13 protein-coding genes and 1 pseudogene are annotated in these 14996 nt (G+C 46.6%); 11 read left to right on the top strand and 3 right to left on the bottom strand.

What is annotated here, in order from left to right; translation table 11 throughout:
- Positions 1–8: 8 nt before the first annotated feature.
- The 4 genes from H562_RS0112965 to H562_RS0112980 are packed head-to-tail and all read left to right on the top strand — an operon-like array spanning position 9 to position 2148.
- Positions 9–383 carry a response regulator gene (locus H562_RS0112965; RefSeq protein ID WP_034691186.1) on the top strand — a complete coding sequence of 125 codons (375 nt, stop codon included), beginning with the start codon at positions 9–11 and terminating at the stop codon, positions 381–383.
- Positions 380–1198, top strand: a complete 819-nt coding sequence (locus H562_RS0112970) for a CheR family methyltransferase (protein WP_027377904.1) — start codon at positions 380–382, stop codon at positions 1196–1198. The genes H562_RS0112965 and H562_RS0112970 overlap by 4 nt, the downstream gene beginning before the upstream one ends.
- A complete protein-coding gene (locus H562_RS0112975) occupies positions 1199–1765 on the top strand; it encodes a chemotaxis protein CheB (RefSeq protein ID WP_027377905.1) in 567 nt (188 codons plus the stop codon).
- The gene (locus H562_RS0112980) at positions 1762–2148 is read left to right on the top strand and encodes a response regulator (RefSeq protein WP_027377906.1); all 387 of its coding nucleotides are present in this window, start codon (positions 1762–1764) and stop codon (positions 2146–2148) included. The genes H562_RS0112975 and H562_RS0112980 overlap by 4 nt, the downstream gene beginning before the upstream one ends.
- Before the next feature lie 86 nt (positions 2149–2234).
- Here the strand turns inward: H562_RS0112980 and glf are convergent, their stop codons facing one another.
- The 3 genes from glf to H562_RS0112995 form a co-directional block, all read right to left on the bottom strand.
- Positions 2235–3371 (bottom strand): UDP-galactopyranose mutase, encoded by a 1137-nt coding sequence (gene glf, locus H562_RS0112985; RefSeq protein ID WP_027377907.1) that lies wholly within the window; start codon positions 3369–3371, stop codon positions 2235–2237.
- A 17-nt stretch (positions 3372–3388) separates the two neighbouring features.
- Entirely contained in the window at positions 3389–4480 is a 1092-nt protein-coding gene (locus H562_RS0112990; RefSeq protein WP_027377908.1) for a glycosyltransferase, read from the bottom strand.
- A gap of 182 nt (positions 4481–4662) precedes the next feature.
- Positions 4663–5676, bottom strand: a complete 1014-nt coding sequence (locus H562_RS0112995; RefSeq protein ID WP_156832005.1) for a helix-turn-helix domain-containing protein — start codon at positions 5674–5676, stop codon at positions 4663–4665.
- Positions 5677–6124: 448 nt separating this feature from the next.
- Between H562_RS0112995 and H562_RS0113000 the strand changes: the two genes are divergently transcribed.
- The 7 genes and pseudogenes from H562_RS0113000 (at position 6125) to selD (ending at position 14447) form a co-directional block, all read left to right on the top strand.
- The gene (locus H562_RS0113000; protein ID WP_027377910.1) at positions 6125–8158 is read left to right on the top strand and encodes a dipeptidyl-peptidase 3 family protein; all 2034 of its coding nucleotides are present in this window, start codon (positions 6125–6127) and stop codon (positions 8156–8158) included.
- A 206-nt stretch (positions 8159–8364) separates the two neighbouring features.
- Positions 8365–9585 carry an S-adenosylmethionine:tRNA ribosyltransferase-isomerase gene (locus H562_RS0113010; protein ID WP_027377911.1) on the top strand — a complete coding sequence of 407 codons (1221 nt, stop codon included), beginning with the start codon at positions 8365–8367 and terminating at the stop codon, positions 9583–9585.
- Positions 9586–10044: 459 nt separating this feature from the next.
- Complete coding sequence (locus H562_RS0113015) at positions 10045–10362, top strand: GNAT family N-acetyltransferase (protein WP_027377912.1); 318 nt, start codon at positions 10045–10047, stop codon at positions 10360–10362.
- Between the two features lie 21 nt (positions 10363–10383).
- Positions 10384–11322: a pirin family protein gene (locus H562_RS15130; RefSeq protein WP_051190512.1), complete on the top strand. Its 939-nt coding sequence runs from the start codon at positions 10384–10386 to the stop codon at positions 11320–11322.
- A 6-nt stretch (positions 11323–11328) separates the two neighbouring features.
- Positions 11329–11859, top strand: coding sequence for an NADPH-dependent FMN reductase (locus H562_RS0113025; RefSeq protein WP_027377913.1), 531 nt, complete (start codon positions 11329–11331; stop codon positions 11857–11859).
- A gap of 524 nt (positions 11860–12383) precedes the next feature.
- A pseudogene (gene mnmH, locus H562_RS15875) lies at positions 12384–13382 on the top strand (tRNA 2-selenouridine(34) synthase MnmH); the annotation flags it as partial.
- A 27-nt stretch (positions 13383–13409) separates the two neighbouring features.
- Entirely contained in the window at positions 13410–14447 is a 1038-nt protein-coding gene (gene selD, locus H562_RS15880) for a selenide, water dikinase SelD (protein WP_027378131.1), read from the top strand.
- Positions 14448–14996: the final 549 nt, after the last annotated feature.

A 14996-nucleotide genomic window follows, 5' to 3' on the forward strand; every position in this document is an offset into this window, starting at 1 on the left:
TCCTGCGTATGAAAAAAGAAATTCTCATCATTGATGATGACAGCAGAAATATATTTGCCTTAAGCGCAGTACTGAAGGCAAAAAAGTACGGGTGCGTTTCTGCCCTGAATGCAGTTGACGGGTTGAAGATGCTCAACACCAATACCAATATCGGCGTAGTGCTGCTGGATATGATGATGCCTGAAATGGATGGTTACGAAGCCATTAACAAAATAAAAGGCAACGGGCAGCTGAAAGATATTCCTGTAATTGCGGTGACCGCACAGGCAATGGCAGGCGACCGCGAAAAATGCCTGGCTGCAGGTGCCGATGATTACATCTCCAAACCCGTAGATGTGGATCAGCTGCTCACTGTGCTCAACAATTTAAATATCCTGCCTTGAAATCCACCGAAAACGACAAATTTGTAGAAATTTTACTTGCAGATGTTCTGGAAGTGTACGGTTATGATTTTACGGGATATTCCCGCGCATCGCTGAAACGCCGCATGATCCGCCTGTACGAACTCGACGGGTTTGTGAGTTTTGCCGAGTTTCGGTATCGTATCCGTACTGATTCAGGATATTTCAAGCGGTTTATGGAGCAGATCACCATCAATGTGACGGAGATGTTCCGTGATCCTGAGTTTTTTCAGACTTTAAGAAAAGATATCCTGCCGCGGCTCGGCACCTACCCTTTTATCCGCATCTGGATCGCCGGCTGCAGCACGGGCGAGGAAGCGTATTCGGTAGCGATTTTTTTAAAGGAACTTAATCTTTTGCACAAGTCGCTCATTTATGCCACAGACATTAATCCCACCGTATTGGAAACGGCCGCCCAGGCCATTATTCCTATGAGCAAGATTAAAATGTACACCGAAAATTATATTGAAGCCGGCGGCAGTGAACAGTTTTCGGAATATTATACCGCGAATTACTCTCTGGGAAAACTGAAAGACGACCTGAAAAGCAACATTATTTTTTCTACCCACAATCTGGTTTCCGATAATTCATTCAATGAGTTTCAGCTGATCATGTGCCGCAATGTGCTGATTTATTTCGACAGACCGCTGCAGTCCAAAGTCTTCAACCTGTTCGACAGCAGTCTGGAAAAATTCGGATACCTCGCCCTGGGAACGAAAGAAACACTTGATTTTTCTTCGGTCTCGAAAAATTTTGAAAGACATACCACCGGAAAGATCTGGCGCAAAACTCAGTAAATGGAAAAATGTGAAGTATTGATTATCGGCGGATCTGCCGGAAGCCTGGACGTACTTTTGAAAGTGCTGCCCAATCTGGCTTCTGTGCTGAACTTTCCGGTGATCATTGTGCTGCACCGCAAAACCGGTAAGGAGAATCTGCTTACCGACCTGCTGAATGCCAAAACCCAGCTGACTGTAAAGGAAATTGAAGAAAAGGAAAGACTGCGCGCCGGAATGATCTATATTGCGCCACCCAGCTATCACCTGCTCATTGAAAAGAGCAAAACCTTTTCACTGGATGCTTCCGAAAAGATCAACTTTTCGCGTCCTTCCATCGATGTGACTTTTGAGAGCGCTGCCGAAGTGTACGGCAACAGACTTGTCTGCCTGCTTTTATCGGGGGCAAACAGCGACGGCACCAACGGGCTGAAAAAAGTAAAGGAAAACGGCGGCTTAACAGCAGTGCAGGCACCGGACACCGCGATTTCGCGTTTTATGCCGGATTCAGCCCTGGAAAATCTAGAGGTGGACCGGATCCTGAAGCCCAGCGAAATGGCTAATTTTATAAATGATTTATCAAAATGACAGATAATAACACTTTTAAAGAAAGAAAGAAAATATTTATTTTTGATGACAACCTGGAAATTCTGGAACTCTGTACAGAAATTCTGCAGGACCTGGGTTGCGAAGTGAAGACCTCGCCCACCACGAACAATATTGAAACGCAGGTACTGGAGTTTATGCCGGACCTTATTTTTATGGATAACTGGCTGCCCGACATCAGCGGGATCGAAGCCACACAGCTCATTAAAGCAAATCAGAGATTAAGACATATTCCTGTAATTTATTTCTCCGCCAACAGCAATATAAGTGAACTTGCCGCAGAGGCCGGCGCCGAGGATTTTCTGGCTAAACCTTTTGATATAGATCTTTTCGAAGAGGTAGTCTTGAAATATATAGGGAAATAGAATTCCGGGTAGGCAGACAATTTGGAACTCCTTCAGAATTTCAATCTCCTGTTAAAACGCGTTCATCATCACTACTCATCCGGAACTCAGGAATTGGCCACGCGCACCGTATCTCTACGCTCGAGCTGTAGAAACAGGTCGAGCGCATTGCGGAAAGCCTGATCCATGTTGAAATATTTATAGTTCGCCAGGCGGCCCACAAAATACACATCGGTTAATTTATCCGCTTCTGCCTTGTATTTTGCATAGATCTCCTGGTTTTTATCGTTCGGCACCGGATAGTACGGTTCGCCGTGATCCACCGTGTATTCCTTTACAATGCTTGTTTTCGCAGATTGCTGGTTACCGAAATGTTTGTATTCCACAATCCGCGTATATTCCACTTCTTCACCCGGATAATTAACCACGGAATTTTCCTGAAAATATTCCTGATCCAAATGTTCGGTGACGAAATTGATTGAGCGGTATTCCAGTTTTTCCTTCAGTTTCTTTCTAAAGTTAAAAAAACGGTCGATAGGTCCGGTGTAAAAGAGTTTATCGTAGTCGCCAAGCTGGTCTTCAACTTCAAAATAGTCGGTGTTCAGCAGTACCATAATATTCGGGTTGCTGAGCATTTTTTCGAAAAGCTTGGTATAACCTGCCTTTGGCAGCGCCTGATAGCGGTCCGAAAAATAGCGGTCATCAAAATTCTCCCGTACGGGAATTCGGTCCAGTACCGAAGCGTGCAGTTCTGCGGGATATTTGTCCCACTGCTTTTTGGTATAATGCCGGAACATTTTTTCGTACAGGACTTCACCTACTTTATTCAGCACAGCTTCCTCACCGTTTCGGGGTTCATCAAACGGAATCCGGTTTTCTGCCAGCCACTGCTGCATTTCAGCTTCTTTTGTAAAGTTTTTGTTAAAGAGTATGTTCACGGTAGTGATGTTTACAGGAATGGGCACCGTTTTACCGTCCACTCTCGCTATGACGCGGTGCTGCCATGGATACCACTCGCTGAAACGGTTTACATATTCCCACACGCCACCATCATTGGTATGAAATAAGTGGGCGCCATATTGCGAAGTTAATATGCCATTTTCATCTACAAAATCATAACAGTTTCCTGCAATGTGATCCCTTTTTTCAATGATCAGAACTTTTTTTCCGATCGCCGCGTAACGTTCGGCCAGTACAGCACCGGAAATACCGGCACCCACGATTACAATATCAAAATTTTTCATATAAAAAGCGAACAGATTTAAGCGGGAACATCGGTAATCAGTGTGGACATGCTTTGTACCGTCCGGTCCCAGGACGTTTCTGAAAGTATGCTTCGGTAATGCTGTTTGAAATTCCGGAACGGTTTCTGTATCGCCGCGCTGAATTCCTCCGGATTATCAACAAGGTTTACGCAGCTGCTGTACGACCTTTCCACATCTCTGATGCGGGTAGAGATAATCGGTTTGTTGGCCGCCATATATTCCAGCGTTTTTGTCGGACTGATGAAGCGGGTGGCATCGTTGAGCGCAAACGGCATCATCGCAATTTTAAAGAAGTGCAGATACTTCGGCAGTTCTTCGTAGGTTTTCATACCGAGATAATGAATGTTTTCTGCATTGGGCAGATCGCTTTCATCGATCTTGCACAGGGGACCGATCATTACAAAGGCAAAATCCGGCCGGAGCAGCGCCACACCGCGCAGCAGTTCCAGATCAATACGTTCATCGATCACACCGTAATAACCGACAATCGGCAGAAATACAGAATCAAGATCCGCAGGTCTCTCGATATTTTCGGTGTAATGATTGGAGAAATGATGTATATCTACGGAACTCGGGAAACAGTGAACATTGTGGTGCCTTCGGGATTTAGATTCAAAAAGCGATCTGCCGCCGGTATATACGATATCCGCGGCCGCCAGAAGCTGATCCTCCTGCGCCAGAAGTTCGCTGGAAGCGCCTTTAAATAAGGAAAGCTCATCCATACAGTCATAAATGACGCTGTCAAAATCGAGGTCACTTAATACAGATACAAATGCGGCGGAATAGAACCAGCCTATTGGAAATGTATTTTTGTGCAGATGTTTTTTCAGGTATGCCCCAAGCTGGCTGAGGTTTTCGACAAGCGGCTGGCAAATGTGAATATTTGGAGCCACTTCGCGGACTTTAAAATAAGACTGCTCATCATTATATACACCTACAGGTTCCTCAATCACGAGAATCCTGAACTGTTTTGCCAGTCTGCTGATGATATGTTGAGGCCTTTGGTATACGAAATCCCAGCGCAGATGACAAAAGATAAGCATGTCGTACGCGGGAACTCCATCGGACTGATACAGATAATTGCTCATAACGTTTATTTTTAATACTGTAAAATTAAAAACGGTATGAGCAAAAAATGACGATTATGAAATGATTAACAGCGCAATAACATTTATTATACCCTATAACGTAAATTTAATGAACGGATTGCAACTTCACCCGCAAATCTCAATAAATTTTGCAATGAGCCGATAAAGGATTAAAGGAAGACTTAACAGTAAATACTCTTATACTTTTTGGGCGTGATGCCGTATTTTTCTTTGTAAATCTTCGAAAAATAACTGCCGCTTTCCAAACCTATGGCGGCCACCACGTCGCGTACGCTGTATTCCTTGTCCTTCAGCAGCACATTGGCGCGCTCCAGTCTCGCGTGGGTTATATATTCGCTGATGCTTTGGCCAAACAGGTAGTGAAAGCCGTGCTGCAGTTTTGCCGGATTCAGCCCCGAAATCTGAGACAGTTTTTTTATCGAATGATCGTCTGCCAGATTCTTCAGGATCAGTTCACCGAGTTCTTCCACACGTTTCAATTCCTGAATCCGCAGCACACTGCGTTTGTTCGTATGCAGAAGATCATCCTGAAACTGAACCAACTGCTGTATAAACATCTGTATGGTGATGCTCTGCAAATTAAATTTTCTTACTACGGTCTGCTTTTTATATTTGCCTACATCGCCCAAAATTGTTTTAAAATACACACCGGAAGAAGCGATATGGTAAAACTGCTTTTTCCCCTTGGTATCAGTAAGCACTTCTTTCAGCGGGGAATTCCAGTCCTGCAGTTCGCAGGATTCCTGGGTGCAGAAGCGTTCGCGGTCGATCTCCACGCTCACTACTTCGTGTCTGGTATCTTTTCGGAATTCGATGATGTGGCCGCTTCTGTTTTGGCTGGCTACAATGGCGCTTTTAAATTCTTCGATGAGGTGGGTTTTGTTTTCGTTTCCGAATTCGTGGATCAGCGGACCCTGCACGGAGTTCAGGAATTTTACCGGATGTACTTCATTTAAAGTAAACTCCAGGCGGATGTCTTCTTTAAAGGTGACTTTATAAATCAGCAATGCCAGGCCGTTTTCAAAATTAATACCGCGTATTTCCCCCGTACCTAGATGCTCGGGCAAAGTCAGCGAATACTCGCCGCAGAAATGCTGTGGTTTTACTTTGAATGACTTTGCAAGACTGATGATCACATCTTTCAGCGGGATTGAATTAACCTGAAAAACCAGCATATTTTTAAGTTTTTTAATTGAAGGGGCAGACACCAAAAAGCCGTTATTGGATGTCTGCAATCCGCAGATCAATAACGAAGATAAGAATAAAATGTACTTAACTGAGATGATTTTAAAATTATCTGTGTCCTGAAAATAACTGAATGTGGTATCGATCTCCTGCTTGAAAATTATATAAACCGTTACATGACATCCGGCTGCGTTTATTTTTTTCAGTTTTAATGGTTGGTTTTTGCAGCTGCGGTATAAAGGACAAGTCTGTTATTATTCGTAAGTATTCACGTCTGGTCGTTAAACTTTAATTATGCTTCTTCAGCATTTTTAAAGGAGGAAAAACCAAAATATATTTCCTGTATCAGGTGAATTCTTCCAGCCAGAGTACCTTCAGGAAAAGCATATCCGTTCCCGCCTGAAAAGAAATTAAATATCTTTGTGTAAATAATTTATTATGAAAAGAACCAAAATCACCCTTCTGGCCCTGGCGTCCGTACTTTTGTTTTCCTGTACGGCGCAGCAGAATACCACCTCCACCACGCAACAGCAAGCTGCCCAGAATTCTCAGAACAGCATCGACCGTTTTGCAGATATCGAAGTCCTGCGTTATGACGTACCGGGCTGGAACGACCTTACATTAAAGGAAAAATCATACGTATATTACCTGAGCCAGGCCGGTTATGCAGGCCGCGACATCATCTGGGATCAGAATTACAAAAACAATCTCACCATCCGCCGCGCGCTTGAGCATATTTACACCACGTACAGCGGAGACAAGTCCACTGCTGACTGGCAGAATTTTGAAATCTATCTGAAAAGGGTTTGGTTTGCCAACGGGATCCATCACCATTATTCCAACGAAAAAATGAAACCTGCTTTTAGCCGGGTGTATTTTGAGCAACTTTTAAAGGAAACCAAAACACCGCTGAGTTCTGAAGTAGCCGATGTGCTCTTTAATGATAAAGACAACAAAAAAGTAAACCTGGATTTGAGTAAAGGACTGCTGGAAGGTTCAGCCGTCAACTTTTACGGTGAAGGTGTTACTGCTGATGAAGCCGATTCCTATTATGCCAATATGAAAAGTCCGGATCCCGAACGTCCGCTTTCTACAGGTTTGAATTCAAAACTTGTAAAGGAAAACGGCAAACTCACCGAAAAAGTCTGGAAGAGTGGCGGTATGTACGGCGCTGCCATTGATAAGATCATTTACTGGCTCGACAAGGCACGTACCGTTACCGAAAACCAGAAACAGGCTGATGCGCTGGCCCTGCTCATCGCCTACTATAAAACCGGTGACCTGAAATCCTGGGACGACTACAACATCGCCTGGGTAAATGCAACAGAGGGAAATATCGACTATAACAACGGTTTCATCGAAGTGTACAGCGACCCGCTCGGCCACAAAGGTTCGTATGAAAGCGTGGTGCAGATCAAGGATTTCGATATGTCGAAAAAAATGGAAGTCCTTTCAAAACAGGCGCAGTGGTTTGAGGACAACTCGCCTCTTCTGCCGCAACATAAGAAAAAGAATGTGGTGGGTGTAAGTTATAAAACCGTGATCGTAGCTTCGGAGTCCGGTGACTCTTCACCAAGCACACCGATTGGTGTGAACCTTCCCAATGCCGACTGGATCCGCGCCGAACACGGCTCTAAATCTATATCGCTTGGAAATATCATCGATGCTTATGATAAAGCTGCCGGCTCCGGCCGTCTGAAAGAATTTGTAAACGATGAAGAGGAACTTCGCCTGGCGCAGAAATACGGTGAACTCGCCAGCAAACTGCACACGGCCCTGCACGAAGTGGTAGGTCACGCTTCCGGCCAGATCAATCCCGGTGTTGGCACACCGAAAGAAACGCTGAAAAGCTATGCCTCTACCATGGAAGAAGGCCGTGCGGATTTGGTAGGTCTTTATTTCCTCTACAGTCCCAAACTTCAGGAGCTCGGCCTGGTTGATGACTGGAAAGCTGTAGGCATGGAGGCTTACGACAGCTACATCCGTAATGGTCTGATGACACAGCTCGTGCGCCTGGATCCCGGAGCCGATATCGAAGAAGCCCACATGCGGAACCGACAGTGGGTCAGCGCCTGGGTTTTTGAAAAAGGCAGGAAAGACAATGTCATTGAAAAGCTGACGCGCAACGGCAAAACCTATTTCAACATTACAGATTATGCAAAACTGCACGAACTTTTCGGTGAACTTTTGCGCGAAACGCAACGCATCAAGTCCGAAGGCGACTACAACGCTGCTAAAAATCTGGTCGAAAATTATGGCGTGAAAGTCGATCAGGCGATTCATAAGGAAGTGCTGGCGCGGAATGCGAAATACAGCGAAGCGCCTTACCGTGGTTTTGTAAATCCATACATCACACCGGTAGCAGGCACTAATGGCAAAGTAACGGATTATGTCCTGAAATATCCGAAAACCTTTGCAGAACAGATGCTGCAGTATGCGAAAGATTACAGTTTCTTACCCGATCACAATTAATTGGAGTGCCACCGAAAAGGTGGCATTTTTCTTTGCTTAAAAAAGACAGGCACCAACCTTTCAGTTGCGGATAATTACAATCCGCATTTCGCATCACGGCAGAAGATCTACGCTCGCATTAACCAAAAGCTCCTCCGCACCGGCATTTATTTAAAAATCAGCTGATGTAGTGGAGTCGCCAACTATTTTTTTCAGAAATTTGCGCCATGCATCCACAAGAACTAAAGATCGAAGATTTTACCTATACCTTACCCGACAGCCACATCGCCTATCACGCTGCTGAGCCCAAGGATTCTGCACGCCTGCTGATCTACGGCAAAGAAGATTTCACCGAAGATACTTACCGCAATATTGGCGCGCACCTGCCGACCGGTGCGGTGCTCGTTTTTAATGATACCAAGGTGATCAAAAGCCGGCTGCTCTTTCAAAAGGAAACCGGCGGCAATGTCGAAATTTTCTGTCTGGAACCTGTGGGAGAAAACCTTCATTTCGAAGAAGAACTCAACCGCAGAGGCAGTGCGCAGTGGAAATGTCTGGTACGCCGGGCCGGAAAAGTCCAGGGTGTCACGCTTGTAAAAAAAGTAACCATCGGCGGCACGGCAGTAACCTTGAAAGCCACAGTTGGGGAACGGCTGGGCGACACTTATCCGGTAAGTTTCAACTGGAGTCCACCTGAATTTACATTTGGATCGGTGTTGGCAAATTCGGGCGTAATGCCGCTGCCGCCGTACATCAGGCGAACTGCTACCGAGGAAGATGAAATGGCTTATCAGACCGTATATTCAGAACATGAGGGATCCGTCGCGGCACCGACTGCCGGCCTGCACTTTACCGAAAGGGTTTTCGAAGATCTGAAAACACGCGGCATCCAGACCCTTTTTACCACACTGCATGTCGGCGCCGGAACTTTTATGCCCGTAAAAAGCGCTACAATGAATGGCCACGCCATGCATGCCGAATATATCAACATCACCACCAACTTTCTGGAAGCATTGCTTGCGGTGACCGACCAACCCATAATTCCCGTAGGAACCACCTCCATGCGCACGCTGGAAAGTATTTACTGGATGGGTAACAAAATCCGGAACCAACCTGGCCTGACCGCGGCAGAACTGAAAGTCCGGCAGTGGGAACCTTACGAAACGGCAGAAACGCACAGTGCGAAGGTGGCCCTGGGTGCGCTGCTGGACTGGATGCGCGGGCACAGTCTGCAGGAGTTTTCGGTGGAGACGGAGATCATCATTGCACCACCCTACCGCTTTCAGCTGGCACGCGGTCTGGTGACGAATTTCCATCAGCCGAATTCCACGCTGCTGCTTTTGGTGGCAGCGCTGATCGGTGAGGACTGGCGGCGCATGTACGACCACGCACTAAAAGCCAGTTTCCGTTTTCTGAGTTATGGCGATGGCTGCCTGCTGCTGCCTTAAGTGTTGTTGATATTGTTTAAACATTCTACACAAAACCCTTAAAAACTGCTCACAAAAGCAGAAAAGTTACCTGTTGAGCAGGTGTTTTGACTTAGTCAGTGGCAGGAAAAGACCTCGCAGATAAGCTGTACCCTGACATTCCTTTGATTTTTTCCTGAAACCGACAACACCAAAAGATAACGACGGTTTTCACCACTTCTTTTTATCCTTGCAATCCGCGTTTTATTTTCAATGGGCTTTTAATGATCATCAGCTGCCATCGGCGAATTTTTTTTACCGGCTCACAACGGAGTGAAAAGCACTTGGAAAGAGGAACGTTGAAGTAAATAAGTTTCACCACATTCTCCCTCACTATTTAGGTCAGGCGTTCTCAAGGGCAATTGGCAGCGACTGGAGTTTTTTCAGCCTTTAATGATTTTCCGTATTTTTGTAAGTATCATTATCATTAAAACCACCACAATGAAACCCGAATTTGAGAGTTTACCATTAGTGAATAACGACAAGAAGAAGCGCTTTGAGATGGAGTTCAACGGGCATCTTGCCTTTATTAATTACGGCGATTTTGGAAATGAGATTGCGCTCGTGCACACCGAAGCAGAACCGGAACTGCAGGGCACAGGCGCCGCCACCGCAGTAGTCGAAAAAACCCTGGAATACATCGAATCGCAAGGTAAAAAACTGCTGCCCTTCTGCCCGTATGTTTTCGCCTACATCAAAAAACATCCGGCGTGGAAACGCATTGTCGATCCCCATTTCAAAGGTTATGATTCACTTTAATTATTAATTAAAATAAAAAAAATGCAGTCAAACGTTGGACTTATCTTAGAAGAGAAATCTGCCGATATCGGCAATTTCCTGGTAGGCAGGCTTCTGCCGTTCCGCGAGAAAAGAGCGGTGGGACCTTTTGTTTTTATCGATCACATGGGGCCGACCTGCCTCAAAGAATATCAGAACCTGGATGTTTTGCCGCACCCGCACATTGGCCTGTCGACACTCACTTATCTTTTGTCGGGTTCTATTTTTCACCGCGACAGCCTGGGAAACGCCATCGAAATAAAACCCGGTGAAGTGAACTGGATGACGGCCGGAAAAGGTGTGGTACACTCTGAAAGGACACCGGAATATCTCCGGGAATCTTCTATGTTCCTGCACGGTTTCCAAATCTGGCTGGGCCTTCCCAAAGCGCTGGAAGAAGGCGAACCCTCGTTTTACCATATCGCTAAAGAAGAAATCCCCGAATGGGAAGAAGATGGTGTATATTACAAACTCATAGCAGGCGGAATCATCGGTAAAAAGTCTCCCGTGCCGGTTCACAGTCCGATGTATTTTCTGGAAATAAAAACGAAAAGCCCGCAAAAGATCAATATCGGTGAACATCTTTTCGGCGAAGTCGGTATGTATGTAATGGATGGTACAGTGAAAATCGACGGTCAGGAATTCGGCACCAAGCAGCTGCTGATCGCTAAAAACGCCACACTTTGTGAGTTTGAAACGACAGGCGAAATGTCAGTTTATATTTTCGGTGGCGAACCTTTTCCGGAGGAACGTTTTATGTTCTGGAACTTCGTGAATTCCGACAAGGAACGTCTGGAAAAAGCCAAAAAAGACTGGTACGACCAAAACCACGACGCCTTTCCAATGGTTCCCGGTGATGATCAGGAATATGTGCCGCTGCCACGCTCCGTATTCGACAGCAAAAAAGACGACGGCGAAGCCACAAAAAGTAAATATTTATAAAAAACAATGAAAATACTTGCCTTTGCAGGAAGTTCCTCTTCCACTTCCCGAAACCTCGAACTGGTGAAATATGTCCTGAAGGATTTCACCGAACACGACATCAATCTGCTCGACCTGAACGATTTCGATATGCCCGTTTTTTCGGTGGACCGCGAAAAAAACGGATATCCCCAGGCTGCGCATGACTTCCTGAAAGCAATCGGAGAATGCGACGCCATTATCTGTTCGCTGGCGGAACACAACCGCAGTTATACGGCGGCCTTCAAAAATGTGTTCGACTGGGCGTCGCGCATCCATGTGAAAGTGTGGCAGGACAAACCCATGTTCCTGCTTTCTACATCACCCGGCGGTTATGGCGGCGGAAATGTGATGGCCACCGCACAGAAGTTCTTCCCGCAGTTTGGCGCCGATATACGTGAAACTTTTTCGCTGCCAAAATTCATCGAAAATTTCGATGTGGAAAAAACTGAGATTACGGCTCCGGACCTGAAGGCGGCGCTGGATGAGAAAACGGCTGCCTTTAAACAGGGTTTGTAAACTGACATCCAAAATTTTCAGAGCGCGCACACGCGCAAAAAAGTAACGGTTTTTCAGGAGCTGGCAGTCCGGAGCCGATGGTTGAGGTTTTAACACTTCCACCGCCAGGCTTCAGAGACCGAATTTGTCGCGCGATTTTTAGAAATAATGTTCACCAGCTCCTTTACAAAAGATTTTTTCTAAAAGCAAAAGTACCCGCGCTTACAGACTTTTAAACAGTTAGATTTAAAGTCAACGGAACGGGCTTTACCGCGGTGGAACTACAAGGCGGCTTACATGGTTTTTACTATTTTAACTATCTTTGCGCAGCCATTAAGGCTACGTATCAGCTATTGAACGCAATGCTGTGCGTACCGCAATGACGAGGTATCTTTCCTAATGCTAACGGAGTTACGACTTCAGTATCATGCGCTGAATTTACCTAAACTTGGCGGGCTGGCGTTGCAGATACCTGACCTAACCGATACTATAAACAAGAAATTTCCTGCCAGAACAGGCTGACCGCTGAAAATTACAGACTTACAATGAAGCAGATCATTACCATCGATTTTTATTTTCAGCAGCTGGAGCATATCCCGGTTATTGATGTCCGCTCGCCGGGCGAGTTTGCAAAAGGACATCTGCCCAATGCGCACAATATCGCTTTATTCTCCGACGCAGAGCGCGCAGTCGTAGGAACGGCCTATAAGCAGGAGTCCAAAGAAAGAGCGGTTGAACTGGGCTACGAATTTGTAACGTCAAAACTGGATGGTTTTATTACACAGGCTCTTGAGGTTGCCCCCGAAAAGGAAGTTGTAGTGCATTGTTGGCGAGGTGGCATGCGCAGTAATGCCTTCGCTGAGCACCTTGTCGCGCACGGTTTTAAAAAAGTGTATGTAATCGAAAAAGGATACAAAGCTTTCAGAAATTATGTGCTGCAGTTTTTTGAGCAGCCTTTCAACCTTCAGGTTCTGGGTGGGTATTCCGGAACCGGTAAAACGGAGATCCTGCACATTCTGGAAAAGAAAGGCCGGCAGGTGGTGGACCTTGAAGGTCTGGCGAATCACCGGGGATCTGCCTTTGGAGGAATTGACCTACCGCCGCAGCCTACCACCGAGCAGTTTGAAGCGAAACTGTTTTCGTTGTTAAGAACGTTCGATATCAGCCAACCCATCTGGCTGGAAGATGAAAGTAAAATGGTGGGCAATGTAGCGACTCCGAACGCGTTTTACCTGCGGATGTGTAATTCAGATGTCTATTTCCTGAACGTCCCATTAGAGAAGAGGATTGAGCATCTGGTAAAAATCTACGCCCACCTCGACCAGGAAAAACTCGCGGACGCCATCAGCCGCATAGGCAAAAGACTTGGAACGGATAAAGCCCAGACCGCTTTGGAGGCGCTCGGAAACCGAAACTATCCGAAAGTCGTGGAGATCGTGCTGTTCTACTACGACAAATACTACAGCAAAGGCCTGCAAAAACGCCCGAAATCATTAATAAAAGAGATAGAAATCAGTTCCGCAGATCATGAAGAGATTGCGGATATTTTAATCAGCCTAACAGCCCAGACAATGGATGAACCAATAAAAATGACAAGCTACAGCCACGGTGCCGGTTGCGGCTGCAAAATATCGCCAAAGGTACTGACTACCATACTGAAATCCCACACTACAAATATCGAGGATCCCCGCCTGCTGGTCGGCAACGATACCAGAGACGATGCCGCGGTGTATGATATGGGAAACGGCACCGGGATCATCAGTACGACTGATTTTTTCCTGCCTATTGTTGATGATCCTTTTACTTTTGGAAGGATCGCTGCGACCAATGCTTTGAGCGATGTATATGCCATGGGCGGGAAACCCCTGATGGCGATTGCCATCTTAGGCTGGCCAATTGATAAATTAACCCCGGAAGTGGCGGCCGAAGTGATGGAAGGCGGCAGAAAAGCCTGCGCTGAGGCGGGAATTATCATCGCCGGCGGGCACAGTATCGACAATCCCGAACCTGTTTTTGGTCTAGCTGTGACGGGATCGGTGGTCTTATCACAGTTAAAACGCAATGACAAAGCGGAAGCCGGCGACATACTTTTTCTGACTAAACCATTAGGTGTCGGGATTTTAACCACCGCACAAAAAAAAGGTGTCCTGGAAGAGGCGCATAAAGACATCGCAGCAAACTCAATGGTCATTTTAAATGATGTGGGTCTCGAACTTTCGGAAATGCAGGAAGTGACCGCCCTGACTGATGTCACCGGATTCGGCCTGATGGGACATTTGCTCGAAGTCTGTGAAGGAAGCCAGGTATCTGCGCATATCAGTTTCAGCAAAGTACCGGTCTTCAGAGAAATTGAACAGTACCTTGACCGGAAATTTGTTCCGGGCGGAACACTCAGAAACTGGGACAGCTATGGTGATCAGCTTGAAATTGAGGACGAAAGGCAACGCTATATTTTATGTGATCCGCAAACCAGTGGTGGGCTGCTTATTGCTGTAAAAAAAGAAGCAGCTGACAAAGTGAGCGCGATCCTGAAAAGCAGGGGACTTCATTCCGAACCTATTGGCGAAATAGTAGAAAAGGGCGCGCTGCCGATATTTGTCAATGAGTAAATGTGATCGAAGCTACAAATAGGTGGCGCCTGAGCCTGTCGAAGGCCGGTGCCTAAGCTTGTGAATGACGGTGCCTGAACCTGCTGAATTGGTGCCTGAGCGGAGCCGAAGTCACTTTCTCCGGCTTCGGCTTCCCTCCGGGGTTATCATCCTTTGGCTTCACTCCGGGGGTATCATCCTTTGGCTTCGACGGGCTCAGCCACCGGTAGGAGATTTCTCAATATTTATAACTGCCATTGCGGCTGTCGAGGCGGTGCCTGAGCCTGTCGAAGGCCCGGTGACTGAGCGGAGCCGAAGTCACTTACTCCGGCTTCCCTCCGGGGGTATCATCTTTTGGCTTCGACAGGCTCAGCCACCGGTAGGAGATTTCTCAATATTTATAACTGCCGTTGCGGCTGTCGCAGCGGTGCCTGAACCTGCCAATGGCGGTGCCTGAACCTGTCGAAGGTGGTGCCTGAGCCTGTCGGACGCGGCACCTGAGCCTGTCGAAGGCCGGTGACTGAGCGGAGCCGAAGTCACTTACTCCGGCTTCGGCTTCCCTCCGGGGGT

The sequence above is a fragment of the Kaistella palustris DSM 21579 genome (assembly GCF_000422265.1).
In the GTDB taxonomy this organism is placed as follows: Bacteria; Bacteroidota; Bacteroidia; order Flavobacteriales; family Weeksellaceae; genus Kaistella; species Kaistella palustris.